12 protein-coding genes are annotated in these 14402 nt (G+C 68.2%); 4 read left to right on the top strand and 8 right to left on the bottom strand.

The window, feature by feature from the left end; all coding sequences use genetic code 11:
- The first annotated feature begins 244 nt into the window (after positions 1-244).
- Positions 245-2101, top strand: coding sequence for a phospho-sugar mutase (locus tag CH42_RS05220; RefSeq protein ID WP_082309301.1), 1857 nt, complete (start codon positions 245-247; stop codon positions 2099-2101).
- Positions 2098-3090, top strand: a complete 993-nt coding sequence (locus CH42_RS05215) for an ADP-dependent NAD(P)H-hydrate dehydratase (RefSeq protein ID WP_053352152.1) — start codon at positions 2098-2100, stop codon at positions 3088-3090. Before CH42_RS05220 ends, CH42_RS05215 begins: the two co-directional genes overlap by 4 nt.
- Positions 3091-3122: 32 nt before the next feature.
- Here the strand turns inward: CH42_RS05215 and CH42_RS05210 are convergent, their stop codons facing one another.
- Entirely contained in the window at positions 3123-4442 is a 1320-nt protein-coding gene (locus CH42_RS05210) for a thymidine phosphorylase (protein ID WP_053352151.1), read from the bottom strand.
- Between the two features lie 334 nt (positions 4443-4776).
- Between CH42_RS05210 and CH42_RS05205 the strand changes: the two genes are divergently transcribed.
- Positions 4777-6927: an RNA polymerase sigma factor gene (locus CH42_RS05205; RefSeq protein ID WP_053352150.1), complete on the top strand. Its 2151-nt coding sequence runs from the start codon at positions 4777-4779 to the stop codon at positions 6925-6927.
- Positions 6928-6946: 19 nt separating this feature from the next.
- On the opposite strand, the gene CH42_RS05200 is transcribed toward CH42_RS05205, so the two are convergent.
- From CH42_RS05200 to kdgD, 7 genes are all read right to left on the bottom strand, one after another.
- Positions 6947-7456 carry a GNAT family N-acetyltransferase gene (locus tag CH42_RS05200; RefSeq protein WP_156322471.1) on the bottom strand — a complete coding sequence of 170 codons (510 nt, stop codon included), beginning with the start codon at positions 7454-7456 and terminating at the stop codon, positions 6947-6949.
- A gap of 76 nt (positions 7457-7532) precedes the next feature.
- Positions 7533-8525 carry a YihY/virulence factor BrkB family protein gene (locus CH42_RS05195; RefSeq protein WP_053352148.1) on the bottom strand — a complete coding sequence of 331 codons (993 nt, stop codon included), beginning with the start codon at positions 8523-8525 and terminating at the stop codon, positions 7533-7535.
- 37 nt (positions 8526-8562) lie between these two features.
- Positions 8563-9336, bottom strand: a complete 774-nt coding sequence (locus CH42_RS05190) for a succinate dehydrogenase iron-sulfur subunit (protein ID WP_053352147.1) — start codon at positions 9334-9336, stop codon at positions 8563-8565.
- 3 nt (positions 9337-9339) lie between these two features.
- Positions 9340-11172, bottom strand: a complete 1833-nt coding sequence (gene sdhA / locus CH42_RS05185) for a succinate dehydrogenase flavoprotein subunit (RefSeq protein WP_053352146.1) — start codon at positions 11170-11172, stop codon at positions 9340-9342.
- A gap of 43 nt (positions 11173-11215) precedes the next feature.
- Positions 11216-11659, bottom strand: a complete 444-nt coding sequence (locus tag CH42_RS05180; RefSeq protein ID WP_053352145.1) for a succinate dehydrogenase hydrophobic membrane anchor subunit — start codon at positions 11657-11659, stop codon at positions 11216-11218.
- A gap of 17 nt (positions 11660-11676) precedes the next feature.
- Positions 11677-12093, bottom strand: a complete 417-nt coding sequence (gene sdhC / locus CH42_RS05175) for a succinate dehydrogenase, cytochrome b556 subunit (RefSeq protein WP_075205244.1) — start codon at positions 12091-12093, stop codon at positions 11677-11679.
- A gap of 274 nt (positions 12094-12367) precedes the next feature.
- Positions 12368-13297 (bottom strand): 5-dehydro-4-deoxyglucarate dehydratase, encoded by a 930-nt coding sequence (kdgD, locus tag CH42_RS05170; RefSeq protein WP_053352144.1) that lies wholly within the window; start codon positions 13295-13297, stop codon positions 12368-12370.
- A 189-nt stretch (positions 13298-13486) separates the two neighbouring features.
- Here kdgD and CH42_RS05165 point away from each other — a divergent pair, with 189 nt between their 5' ends.
- Positions 13487-14380, top strand: coding sequence for a LysR family transcriptional regulator (locus CH42_RS05165; RefSeq protein ID WP_053352143.1), 894 nt, complete (start codon positions 13487-13489; stop codon positions 14378-14380).
- Positions 14381-14402 lie beyond the last annotated feature (22 nt).

Below are 14402 nucleotides of genomic sequence, written 5' to 3'. Positions count from 1 at the left end.
AGCGGTGAGGCGCTAGCGCTCGCAGGCGCAGCGCTGGTCTGCAGAGAACCCGGCGAGCGCCTCTTCGATGTGCAGGCCGCAGCCCTGCCACGTCACCTTGCTGCACGTCGAGCAACGGATCGGTGAGCACATGGGCGATTCCTTTCGTCGGTCACTGCGCCGCGCGGCGCCGTGATTCCATTTTCGCACGCGGAGCAGAGTGGTAGCTTGAACTCGGTATGCACCGGGTGAAGGGAGACGCCGCATGAGGCAGTCGGGGGCAGGATCGCGGCGCCGCGAGGCACGTGATGCCGAGGGCGCGACGCGCTCGTCGAACGAGACGAACGCCGCACTCGAGGCGCTGATCGCCGAGGCGACGACCTGGGCGGAGCACGACATCGACGCGGGCACACGGGCCGAGGCGCGCGGCCTCGTGGAGCGCGCATCCGCCGGTTCGGCCGAGGCCGCCGCCGAGCTCGAAGCCGCGTTCGGTGGTCGGCTTGCGTTCGGCACCGCGGGGCTCCGCGGGCCTCTCGGCGCCGGCCCCAAGCGCATGAATCGAGTCGTCGTCTCACAGACGAGCGCTGGGTTTGCCGCGTACCTCCGCGATGCGGCGGCTCGACGCGGCTCGGCCGACGCACCCTCCGTGGTCATCGGGTATGACGGTCGCGTGGGCTCCGCGATCTTTGCGCGCGACGCCGCAGAGGTCATGAGCGGTGCGGGTCTGCAAGTGTATCTGCTGCCCGAGGCCGGCCCGACGCCGCTCACCGCGTTCGCGGTGCGGCACCTCGATGTCTCGGCGGGCATCATGATCACCGCGAGCCACAATCCGCCGCGCGACAACGGCTACAAGGTGTATCTCGGAGATGATGACGCCGGATCGCAGATCGTGCCCCCGACCGACGCCGCGATCGCAGCGCACATCGATCGCATCGCGCGGCGCCCCGTCGGTGAGCTGCCGCGTTCGCTCGGGTATTCGACGCTGGGGCCGGGCGTCTCTGACGCTTACGTTTCAGAGACCGCGGCGGCAGTGCTCGCCGGGCTGCCTCAGCGCCCAGATGCCCCCGGCATCGCGCTGGGCTCCGACACCGATCTGCGCATCGTGTACACAGCGATGCACGGTGTCGGCGCCGCCGTCGCACAGCGGGTATTCACCGCGACCGGCCTTCCCCGTGTCATCCCGGTGATCGAGCAGTTGCACCCCGACGGCGCATTTCCGACCGTCGACTTCCCGAACCCCGAAGAGCCGGGCGCGCTCGATCTGGCGACGCGCACGGCACGTGCAGCGCAGGCCGACCTGATCGTCGCGCACGACCCCGACGCCGACCGTCTGGCGATCGCAGCACCGCGTTCCGATGATCCGTCGGGCTACCGCATGCTGACGGGCAACGAGCTCGGGCTGCTGCTCGGCTGGCGGGCGGCCGAACGCGCCACGACCGCTGCCGCGCAGCTCGGAACGACGGCGCAGGGCGCGCTCGCGTGCACGATCGTGTCGTCGCCCGCACTGCGCGCGGTCGCCCAGGCGTACGGGCTCGACTACGCAGAGACGCTGTCCGGGTTCAAATGGGTCTCACGCGTACCGGGCCTGATCTTCGGGTTCGAAGAGGCCCTCGGCTACCTCACCCACCCGCGCACGGTGCGCGACAAAGATGGGATCTCGGCGAGTGCCGACGCAATCGCCATGGCGCGCGAGCTCGCCGCCGCGAGTCGCACGATCTGGGATCTGCTCGACGACGCCAGCGAGCGGTTCGGTCACTTCGCCAGCGGGCAGGTCACGCTCCGACTGCCGTCGATGCCGGCGGCCTCCGCGCTCACCGCGCGCATCCGGCAGCACCCGCCGACGGCCTTCGGCGGCGTCGCCGTCACGGCGGCGCACGACCTCCTGACTCCCGGCGCGGCCGAGGTTCCCGCCGACGTGCTCCGCTACGATCTCGCCGACGGCTCGCGCGTCATGATCAGGCCGAGCGGCACGGAGCCGAAGCTCAAGGTGTATCTCGACACGTTCAACGAAACGGGGAGCGCACGCGAGCGCCGCGGCGCCGCCGAACGCTCACTCGCATCGCTCGAGGTGGCGGTACGCGAGCTGCTCGAGCAGTTGCAGTCGGAGCCGGCCGGATCATGATCGACCGCTGGGCCGATACCGACGCGGCAGCACTGCTGCGTTCGCCCGCCCCGAGCGACGACAAGTACCGCCGCGGTGTGCTCGGGATGCGCACGGGTGGCGCGCAGTACCCGGGTGCAGCGGTGCTCGGAGTATCTGCCGCCTGGCGAGCCGGGGCGGGCATGGTGCGCTACGCGCCTCCGGTCGATGAGGCATCCGCTCCCTGGGGTCTGCCATCGCCCGCGGCCGCCGTGCTCGCTGCACAACCCGAAACCGTGTTCGGTGCGGCGACCGGCCGACCATGCGACGCATGGGTGATCGGGTCGGGCACCGACGCACACACTCGGTCGGCGGCGGAAGACGACGAACTGCGTTCCCTGCTCGGTGGCGATGCGCCGCTCGTCATCGACGCCGGCGCGCTCGACCTCGTGCCCGGCGTCGAGTCAGGTTTCGAGCCAGACCTCGCGCCAGATCTCGTGCCAGATCTCGTGCCAAAGACGCGCGGCACTCGCGCTGCGGCGATCCTGACCCCGCACGGAGGCGAATTCGAGCGCCTCTGGCGCGCGAGCGACGTGGGAGCACTCCCCGATGCGTGGGACGCTCGCGGGCTCGATCTCGCGCTGCGCAGCGAGCTTGCCGCGCGGCTCGCTTCCGCGCTCCGGGCGACCGTGCTGCTCAAGGGATCGGTGACGATCTGCGCGACTCCGGGCGGCTGGGTGCGCCGCATCGGCCCCGCCACCCCGTGGCTCGCCACGGCGGGTACCGGAGATGTGCTCGCGGGCGCGCTCGGGGCCCTGGTCGCGGGTCACGCATCGGCGGTGCGGGCGAACCCCGAGCTCTTGGGGCCGGTGGGGGCCACCGCCGCGCTGCTCCACGATCGCGCCGCGCGTATCGCCGCGTCTGATCGAGGCGAATCGGGCGTCGGCGCGGGTCGCCCCATTACCGCCTCCGACGTCGCGGCGGCTCTCCCCGACGCGTGGACGGAACTCGCACACCCCCAGAGCCGCTAACGGCCCGCACCGCACGCCCTCCGGAGGGGGCGTCAGTCGTCGATGGCGATGCGGCCGGCGATGAGCGGGCGCACCGGCGACGCCGAGGCACCGAGTTCGACCGCGGAACCGAGCGATTCGAGCCCGCGCGCCAGGCGCCCAGCGTTGTCGCAGGCGGCGATGAACAGCGGGTCGCCGGCACGCACTCGGTCGCCGGGGCGCACGAGTACCTCGACGCCGGCCGCATGGTCGACCGGGTCGCCGGGACGGGCTCGCCCGGCGCCGAGGCGCCACGCACCGACCCCGACCGCGCGCGCGTCGACGCGCTGCACCACCCCGTCGGCCTCAGCACGAACCACGTGCTGCTCCTGCGCTGCGGGCAAGGGCGCATCGGGGTCGCCGCCCTGGCCGGCGATGAGTGCTCGCCACGCGTCCATCGCACGACCGTCGGCGAGGGCCGGCGCCGGGTCGACATCGGGCATCCCCGCGAGGTCGAGCATCTCGCGAGCCAGCGCCAGCGTGAGTTCGACCACATCGGCCGGGCCACCGCCCGCGAGCACCTCGACCGACTCACGCACTTCGTTCGCATTGCCGACGGCCCGGCCGAGCGGGGTATCCATGTCGGTGAGCAGCGCCACGGTGCGCAACCCGGAGTCTTCGCCGAGCCGCACCATGGTCGTCGCCAATTCGCGTGCGTCAGGCACGTCCGGAAGAAACGCACCCGAACCGAACTTCACGTCGAGCACCAGCCCGCCGGCCCCCTCGGCGATCTTCTTGCTCATGATCGACGAGGCGATGAGCGGCACCGCCGCGACGGTGCCCGTGACGTCGCGCAGGGCGTACATCTTGCGATCCGCCGGTGCCAGCCCCGAGCCCGCAGCGCAGATCACGCCTCCGACGTCCGTGAGCATCCGCAGCATCTCTTCGTTCGAGAGTGCCGCCTGCCAGCCGGCAATCGATTCGAGCTTGTCGAGGGTGCCGCCCGTATGCCCCAGCCCACGACCCGAGAGCTGCGGCACCGCCACCCCGAGCGATGCGAGCAGGGGCACCAGCGGCAGCGTGATCTTGTCGCCGACACCGCCCGTCGAATGCTTGTCGATCGCCGGTCGGCCAAGACCCGTGAAATCCATGCGCTCACCGCTCGCGATCATGGCGGCCGTCAGCGAGCGGATCTCGTCGCGCTCCATGCCCTGAATCACGATGGCCATCAGCAGCGCGCTCATCTGCTCGGGCGCAACAGCTCCGCGCGTGAACGCATCGACCACCCAGTCGATCTCGTCGGTCGCGAGTGCCCGACCGAACCGCTTCGCGGTGATCAGGTCAACGACGTCATGCGGCTCGACCGCACGCTGAGCAGAGGCGAGTTCAGTCATGTTTCCAGGGTAATCGCGGGGCCCGGCGACGCGCCCGAGGTCGTTGCGACGCGATGCCCCGCAACGACCCGCACTCCCCCGAGCAATCGAGCCCGGTTCCCGCACTGGGGTATGGGGGGGGACAGGCGGGAACCGGGCTCGGAAGTAACACGCGGAAGGGCACGAAACGTGACGCGCGCATACGAAACTTTTTTGGAGGAATCTGCAGCGGCATGTGGAACGCACAGAAAGAGCGCATACTAGTGAGTGGGGGTTCGCCGCGCATGGGGCGCGGCGATATGGAGCAGTGCGTCGAACGCGCGCTTCGATAGGGGATGAACAGCGAAGGACCCCGATGCCCCGATCAGCGCACACTGGTCGCTCCGATGCGGAGCTGCTCGACGCGACACGCGCCGGCGATACCTCGGCCTTCTCCGTGCTCTGGGAACGGCACAGCCGCGCCGGGCTCGTCGCAGCGCGACACTTGGGCACCCCCTCGAATGCGGACGACGTCGTTTCCGAGGCGTACCTCCGCATCATGGAGCTCACGCTCGACGGGCGCGGCCCCCGCGGCTCCTTCCGCCCGTATCTCTACCGCACCATCCAGTCGATCGCCGTCGACCACTGGCGGCGCCCCGAAGACGCCGCCGAGAACCTTGATGTCATTCCCGATCTCACGGAAGCCGGCCCGTGGGAAGACGGCGCGTTTGACCGCAACGCCGCCGCACGCGCATTCGCCTCGCTCTCGGAACGCTGGCAGTCGGTGCTCTGGTACACCGAGGTCGAAGGGTTGCCGCCGCGCGAAGCGGCGAAACTGATCGGCATCTCGCCCAACGGCGTCTCCGCGCTCGCCAAGCGGGCGCGCGAGGCGCTCCAGTCGGCCTGGGTCGACGAGCACATCAATCGCGAACTCGCCGAGGCGGCCTGCCAATCGACGCTGTCGCACCTGCAGCGCTACCAGCGCGGCAAGCTCACTGCCGCGCTGAGCCGCGAGGTCGAAGCGCACCTCGACACCTGCGCTGCCTGCGCGGGAGCGGCGGCAGAACTCAGCGGCCTCAATCGTCAGCTCGCACTCGTGCTGGCCGGGGCCGTGCTCGGCGGCGGCTCCGTCGTCACATTCTTGGGCGGTGTCGGATCAACGGCCCCCGCGGGCGCCACCGCGCTGATCGATGGTGCCAACGGAGTCGCTCCGATCGACCCGGGCTCGGGCAGCGCTGCGGGTTCGGGGTCGGGGAGCGCTGCAGGATCAAGTTCGGGTGCGGCCGCAGGCTCAGGCTCGGCGGCTGCCGGAGGCGGTGCCGCAGCTGCGGCCGCCGGAGCCGCGGGCGGGGTGCTCGGCGGAGTTTCAGGGATGGTGCTCGCCGCAGCCGTCGCGGGTGCGCTCGTGATCGGTGGCGGCGCGATCTGGATCACGAATGCCGTGCAGAGTGGATCGGTGTCGACCGAGGTCGCCGCGTCTGCAGCCGAGCCTGCGCCTCCCTCAGATACGGCGCCGAACAACAGCGACTCGTCGAAGCCCACGCGCGACTCCGTCACCACGAAACCGGTCAAGCCAGCCCAGGAGCAACCTGCGACGCCCGTTCCGGTACAGTCGGCAGAGGAGCGCCAGCAGTCCATCCCGACGCGCACTTCAGACGGTTCAGAAAACACGGGCAGCTCCGGAAGCGCGAGTGCGAACGGCAACGACGCATCGGTCACTGCGAATACCTCAGCCGCAGCGTCAGCTGCAGCATCGGCATCGGGCGCTGCACACGGCAACGCTGATGGGTCTGACTCAGGTGCGGGTGCAGCGAGCGGAAGCGGGAGCGACGCCCGCAGCTCGGGCAACGCGAACGCAAGCGGTGCATCCGCGAATTCCACGGCAAACGCATCCGCTTCATCTCACTCAACGGCAGACACACGGGCAAACGCCACGTCCGCAGCGAGCTCGACCGCGCAGGCGAACGCTGCGGCTGACGCCAGCGCGGACGCGAACGGCACGGGTACTTCCGGAAGCGACGGGGCAAGCGCCGACACCGAAGCCGACAGTTCAGGCGACGCCGCGAGCGACGGTGCCGCCGTCGACGCCGATGCGAACGCTCAGGCGGAAGTCGAAGCCAATGCCGACGCTCAAGCTGAGGTCGACTCCGATGCTGAGACCAATGCTTCGGGTACTGAAATTCCCGGAGGCGCCACGATCGCTCCAGAAGTGCAGAGTTGGTCCTTCTGCGGCACCACCAATCACATCTCTGTCTCCGGGTACTCCGCACAAGCGGGAACACTCCGCGTCATCTATCCGCTGATTCCCGAGGCCGAATTTGGGTTCTACCTCGATCCTCCGGTTCCGACCGCAGCAGCGTCTCAGTGGAGCTCGCCGCCGCTCGCATACGAATTCACACCTTCGGTTCGAGACTCTCTCACGTTGTATGTGCAGCTCTTCAGAGACAACGCAGCTCCCTCAGCTTGGGTGCCGATCGACCTCTCGCAGAACGAAGTCGAAACCGCACCGTACTGCCCCGTGCCGTAACTTCCTCACCCGGAACGGGTCACTTCAGGGCGAGATCCTTCGCGAAGCAGCGGCTGACCACGGCGTCATCGTCGTACGGACCGAACCGTTCGACGGCGCGCCATCCTTCGCGCTCGTAGAGCGCAATCGCGTCGGGCTGCCGAAACCCGGTCTGCAGATGCACGACTCGGTAGCCGAGGGCGGCGGCGTGATCCTCCACAGCACGCAGTAGGCGACTCGCGAACCCGAGCCGTCGCCCGTGCGCGTGCACGAACACCCGCTTCACCTCGGCGAACTCGCCCGTGCACTTGAGCGCCGCCGTACCCACTGGCTCGCCGTTGCGCAGGGCGAGTACCGTGGCGACGATGTCAGCGGCATCGACCGGAACTGGGGCGCGCTGGCCGATGGACTCCGCGTAGCGTGGGCCGACCTCGGCACTCATAGCCTCGTGCAGCGCCACGACTCGGGGGTCTGCCCACTCGACATCGATCAGTTCGATGCGCGGCTCATCGAACTCCGCAGTACTCGGCTGCACGGTTGACAGGGTCACAATCACTCCTCACGCTCGCGTGAAGCCCAGCGTAGGCCGACCTGCCGCGACACTTCGTCGCGCTCGCAACGCGACGTCACACGTCGACGGAGTGCGCGGGGAACCCCTCCGGCGGCAGGCCGAGCTCATGGTCGAGCCCGGTCGCGATCCACGACGACGTAAGCAGCAGGGTGCGGCAGATCAGATTGAACCAGATGAGCAGACCGACGAAGACCGCAAAGGTGGCGAGCAGCGGATTGCTGGTCGTGCCCCCGATCGCAACGCCGCCCACGATCTTGAGCGCCAGCAGCACCAGCGCTCCGAGGGCGCAGCCAGCGATCAGGCGCCACCGGGGCACCCGCACCTCGGCCAGGTAGCGGTGCATCGCGAGCAGCAGAATCACATCGAACACGTAGACCGCCCCGAAACGTGCGAGCGTGCCGAGGGTGCCGAGCAACCAGTTGTCAGCGCCGGCTCCGATCCAGGTAAAGAACTGGTCGGCAAGATTCGAGCTCAGCACAGCGAGCGCGGCCGAGACGAGGATCGCCAGGAAGAAGATGATCGCCAGCACGAAATCGCGCAGCTTGAGCAGCACCGGGTTGCGGTACTGCCGCACCTCGAGCCCGAAGATGATGCGTATGGAGCGGCGCGTACCCGTGAACCAGTTCAGCGCGACCCAGAGCAGCACCGCCCCGGCGATCGCGCTCGCCCAATCGAGCGTGCGCGCGCTCATGAGCTCGGTGATCGGTACGACGCCGACACCGTCTTCGCCGACGAGACCGGGAATGAACAGGTTGATCTGCTCGATGACCGAGTCGAGCAGCTCTGGTCGGCTGCGCAGCGTGATGCCGAAGACGCCGAAGCCGAGCCACAGCGCGGCGAACACGGCGAACAGCGCCTGGTAGCTCATGCCGCCGGAAAGCACGACGCCGCCGACATCGGAGAAATGCAGATAGGTGCGCACGGGCCGCAATCGCTGCACCCAGCCCCAGCGCGCACTCCACTGTCGACGCCCGCGCCCAACGGCTGCGGAAACGCGAGACGCCCCGCTCTCCTCCGTGACGTCGGAGGAGTTGCGGGGCGTCGTCATGCAGCCACTGTATCCAAGGCGCAGGCCTCGGCGCGGGTTACGCGACCTTGCCGGTGCGGATCGCGGCCTTGACCTCGGCGATCGCCTTGGTGACCTGGATGCCGCGGGGGCACGCGTCGGTGCAGTTGAAGGTGGTGCGGCAGCGCCACACGCCCTCGGTGTCGTTGAGAATGTCGAGACGCACCTCGGCGTTCTCGTCACGCGAATCGAAGATGAAGCGGTGCGCGTTGACGATGGCGGCAGGGCCGAAGTACTGGCCATCGGTCCAGAACACGGGGCAGCTCGTCGTGCACGCGGCGCACAGGATGCACTTCGTGGTGTCGTCGAAGCGCTCGCGATCCTCAATCGTCTGGATGCGCTCCTTGCCACCCGCGGGTGCAGTGCCCGAGACGAGGAACGGCTGCACCTCGCGGTACGCCGCGAAGAAGGGCTCCATGTCGACGATGAGGTCCTTCTCGAGGGGCAGGCCCTTGATCGCCTCGACGTAGATCGGCTTCGAGATATCGAGATCCTTGATCAGCGTCTTGCAGGCGAGGCGGTTGCGGCCGTTGATGCGCATCGCATCCGAGCCGCAGATGCCGTGCGCGCAGGAGCGGCGGAAGGCGAGCGAGCCGTCTTGATCCCACTTGATGCGGTGCAGCGCATCAAGGATACGGTCGGTCGGGTACATCTCGACGTCGAAGTCCTCCCAGTACGCCTCACGACCCGACTCGGGGTTGTAGCGGCGTACCAGCAGGGTGACGGTGAACGGCTTCGGCGCTTCGGGAGCGTCGGTCGTCGCGGCCTCGGCGGGTGCGGTAGCAGTGCTCATGACCTAGTACTTCCTCTCCAGCGGCGGGTACCTCAACTCGCCCTGCTCATTCTTCGTCACCACGACGGGCTTCCAATCCAGGCGGATGTGGTCTTCCGCATCGGCCGAGTGAGGATCACCCGACAGGTACGCCATCGTGTGCTGCATGTACTTCTCGTCGTCGCGCTTGGGGTAATCATCGCGCATGTGGCCGCCGCGGCTCTCCTTGCGGTTGCGCGCCGTGTAGGTGAGCACCTCCGCGAGGTCGAGCAGGAAGCCGAGTTCGATGGCCTCGAGCAGGTCGGTGTTGTACCGCCTGCCGCGATCCTGCACCCCGACGTTGAGGTAGCGCACGCGCAGGTTGTGAATCACGCCGAGCACCTCGGTGAGCGATTCCTCGGTGCGGAACACCTGAGCGCCACGGTCCATGGCCTCCTGCAGTTCGCGACGCAGGTCGGCGACGCGCTCCGTGCCGGTGCCGTGGCGGAAGCCCTCGACCATGTCGCGCACCATCTTGGCGGGATCTTCGGGCAGAGGAACGAACTCGGCCGTGAGGGCGTAGTCGGCCGCATTGTTGCCCGAGCGCTTGCCGAAGACGTTGATGTCGAGCAGCGAGTTCGTGCCCAGACGGTTCGAGCCGTGCACGGAGACGCAGGCGCACTCGCCGGCGGCGTAGAGACCGGGCACCACGGTGGTGTTGTCGGAGAGCACCTCGGCGTTATTGTTCGTCGGGATGCCGCCCATCGCGTAGTGCGCCGTGGGGAACACCGGTACGGGCTCGGTCACCGGGTCGACACCCAGGTACGTGCGCGCGAACTCGGTGATGTCGGGGAGCTTGGTCTCGAGCACCTCGGCACCGAGGTGGGTGCAGTCGAGGTAGACGTAGTCCTTGTGCGGGCCCGCGCCGCGGCCGTCGAGCACCTCCTGCACCATGGAGCGCGCGACGATGTCGCGGGGTGCGAGGTCCTTGATGGTCGGGGCGTAGCGCTCCATGAAGCGCTCGCCCGAGGCGTTGCGCAGGATCGCGCCTTCGCCTCGCGCACCCTCCGTCAGCAGAATGCCCAGGCCTGCGAGGCCCGTCGGGTGGAACTGGTAGAACTCCATGTCTTCGAGGGGCAGGCCCTGACGCCACACGATGCCGACGCCGTCACCGGTGAGGGTGTGCGCGTTCGAGGTGGTCTTGAAGATCTTGCCGAAGCCGCCGGTCGCGAAGACGATCGACTTCGCATGGAAGACGTGCAGGTCGCCGGTCGAGAGCTCGTAGGCGACGACGCCGGAGGGCTTGCGCACCCCGTCGACCTCGGTCATGACGAGGTCAAGCACGTAGTACTCGTTGAAGAAGTTGACGCCGAGCTTCACGCAGTTCTGGAACAGCGTCTGCAGAATCATGTGACCGGTGCGGTCAGCCGCGTAGCAGGCGCGGCGCACAGCCGCCTTGCCGTGATCGCGGGTGTGCCCGCCGAAGCGGCGCTGGTCGATCTTGCCCTCGGGCGTGCGGTTGAACGGCAGGCCCATGTTCTCGAGGTCGATGACCGCGTCGATGGCTTCCTTCGCGAGGATCTCGGCCGCGTCTTGGTCGACGAGGTAGTCGCCGCCCTTGACGGTGTCGAAGGTGTGCCACTCCCAGTTGTCTTCCTCGACGTTCGCGAGCGCTGCGGCCATGCCGCCCTGCGCCGCACCCGTGTGAGAGCGCGTGGGGTAGAGCTTCGTGATGACCGCGGTCTTGGCCTTGGGGCCCGCCTCGATCGCGGCGCGCATACCGGCGCCGCCGGCGCCGACGATGACGACGTCGAACTGGTGATAGGTGACGCCGTCCTTGACGGTGATGTCCTCGCCCTGGTGGGTGTTGGTGGTCACGTGTGTCCTATTCTTCGATGCGAAATCCGGTGCTGCGCGGGGCCTACGGCACCGGGCAGAACGATGCGACGAGTGCCGGGTCGGCGCCCGGGGGGCACGGATCGAGCGTGTAGATCACGATGGTGCCGAGCAGGATCAGCAGCGCTGCGGAAAGGAAGAGCGAGACTTTGAAGGCCTTAGCGAGACCGGGGCGAACGACGTAATCGTTCACGATGGTGCGCATGCCGTTGGCGCCGTGGATCAGCGCGAGCCAGAGCAGCAGCGTGTCCCAGACCTTCCAGAACGGCTGCGAGAGCTTGCCGCCCACGAAGCCGAAGTCGATGGCGTGCACGCCGTCGCCGATCATGAGGTTCGAGAACAGGTGTCCGAAGACCAGCACGACCAGCAGCACGCCCGAGACGCGCATGTAGATCCAGCCCCACTTTTCCCAGTTCGTGCGCTTCTTGGCCGGCGCCTGCGAGCGCGGGGCGTCAATCGTCAATGACATAGCGTTTCTCCTCGCCCTCAGTGCCCGAATACGTTCATCAGGTGGCGCGGCAGGAAGCCGGCCATCGTGACCGCCCAGAGCGCCATGACGACCCAGAACATGGTGCGCTGATACTTCGCGCCCTTGCTCCAGTAGTCGACCAGGATGATGCGGATGCCGTTGAACGCGTGGAAGACGATGGCGGCGACGAGCACCGCTTCGCCCAAGCCCATCACCGGGGTCTTGTAGGTGCTCATGACGGCGTTGTACGCCTCGGGGCTGACCCGCACGAGGGCGGTATCGAGCACGTGCACGAGCAGGAAGAAGAAGATTGAGACACCCGTGATGCGGTGCAGCACCCAGGACCACATTCCCTCGTTCCCGCGGTAGAGGGTGCCGCCGGGGCGGACCTTCTTTTTGACCGCGGGTGCGGCTGCTGCCGTTTGGGCTGACACGGGCTTCCTCCTTCGTCCGGCTGCGCCGAGAGGCGTCCCGGCGGCTGACATCGCCATCTCGCCACGCGCGGGTTTCCCCGTCACAGAGCATGGCTGAGAATCCACTGCGCACCCATTATGTCACCAATCGGGAGCGCCTCCGGCACCCTCCGGATGCCTGCTGTGGCCTTACTTTCATCTGATGATTCGGCCCGAGTGACGCGCACGTGGCCGGTGCGGAAACAGCTCGGGGTTGAACACCTCCCGGTGTTCAACCCCGCACCGCTGCCGGTGACTAAACCAGCGCGGGCACGACCGCTCGCTCAACGACCCGCACGAGGTCCGCTCGATCCTGCGCCGTCAGCTCCTGCAGCGGCGGCCGCACGGGCCCGCCACTGCGGCCGACGGCGTCGAGCCCGGCCTTCACGATCGACACCGCGTACCCGGGCACACGGTTGCGCACCTCGAGGTACGGCTGCACGAAGTCGCGCAGCGCGGTGAACACCGTCGCGTGATCACGGCGGCGCACCGCATTGTAGAAGTCGATTGCGAACTCCGGCACGAAGTTGAACATCGCCGACGAGTACGTGGTGACGCCGAGCTCCAGGTAGGGCAGGGCAAAGGTTTCTGCGGTCGGCAACCCGCCGACGTAGGTCAGGCGATCCCCCAGCGTCGAGTAGATCTGAGTCATCTGCTCGATCGAACCGACGCCGTCCTTGAACCCGATGAAGTTGGGCAGTCGGTCGGCGAGGCGCACGAGGGTCTCGGCCGAGTACTGGGCGTTCGCGCGGTGGTAGACGATGACCCCGAGCTTCGTGGCGCGGCAGACACCCTCGACGTAGGCGGCCAGCCCATCTTGGCCCGCCTCGGTGAGGTACGGGGGGAAGAGCAGGATGCCGTCGCCGCCGGCCGCCTCCACGGCTTGAACGTGCGCGATGGCCGTGGCGAGCGAGCCACCGGCCGGCCCGAGTACGGCGGTGCGTCCGCCGACCTGGTGCACCGCGGCGGCCACGACCTGCGCGACCTCTTCGACGGTGAGCGAGAAGAACTCACCCGTGCCGCCGGCGGCGAACAGGCCGGCGACGGGGTAGGCGCTCAGCCACTCGACGTGCTCGCGGTACTGCGATTCGTCGAATCGCAGTTGTGCATCGAAGTGGGTGACGGGGAATGAGAGCAGCCCGGAGCCGATCTGGCTCGCGAGTTCGGCGGGTTCCAAGTGGGGCACGGCGGTCAACCTCCTGTGGGTGTGGGTCACGCACCGCGAGCGGTGGCGATCGGGCTTCAGGTATCCGATGCCTTCACGCTAAGTTCCCCCATGCATACCTGTCCAACATCCCTTCTAGATCATTTCATGCATAGAAGGTATCGTTGTGAGAGAGCCGGATCACCCGGCCGCAGCGCAACGGAGGGCCGCATGTCGTACACCCTGGATCAGGTTCGAGCACTCGTCGCCGTGGCGGAGGAGCTGCACTTCGGGCGAGCCGCCGAACGGCTACAGATGACGCAGCCACCGCTCAGCAGGCAGATTCAGCGACTCGAGGCGACGGTCGGTGTGCAACTGCTGCGCCGCAGCAACCGCCGCGTGGAGCTCACCGACGCTGGGCGCGCATTTCTCGACGAGGCCAGGCGCATCCTCGCCATCGCCGATGGCGCCCCGCAAGTCGCCCGCACGGTCGCCGCCGGGCTCTCGGGCATCGTGCGCATCGGCTTCACGGCGTCGAGCGCCTTCACCCTGCTCGGCCCGATGCTCGCCCGCATCTCGCAGGTACTGCCCGATGTGACGATCGAGCTGCAGGAAATGGTGACGAAGCATCAACTCGAGGCGCTCACGAAGAGCGAGATCGACGTCGCGATCGGACGCCCTCCGTTCGACCCGGCCCGGTTCGATTCAAAGCGCATCCACCGCGAGCGCCTGCTCGTCGCCCTGCCCGAGGGGCACCTGCTGGCCCGCCGCACCAGTCCGATCGGGGTTGAAGATCTCGTCAACGAAGACATCATCATGCACTCGCCGATCGAGGCGAGATACTTCTACGACATCGCGACGCGCATGATGCCGATCTCGCGGTGGAAGCACCGCTTCACCGTGAGCCAGGTGTCGACGATGGTCGCGCTCGTCTCGGCCGGCACGGGTGTCGCGCTCGTTCCCGAATCGGCCGAGACCCTCGGCATCCGCGGCGTGACCTACGCCCCGCTCGTCACCGTCGAACCGCGTCCGGTCGAACTCCACGCGGTCTGGCGCGAAGACGATACGCGTCCGCTGACGCGCCGCATCGTGCACGAACTGCGCGCGGCGGCCGCCGACGCCTAGTGGCCGGCGACCGCCGCGCGGG

It is taken from the genome of Leucobacter musarum subsp. musarum (assembly GCF_001273845.1).
GTDB lineage: Bacteria > Actinomycetota > Actinomycetes > Actinomycetales > Microbacteriaceae > Leucobacter > Leucobacter musarum.
Note: the sequence above shows the minus strand (reverse complement) of the source record. Positions and strands in the feature narration are given on the sequence as shown.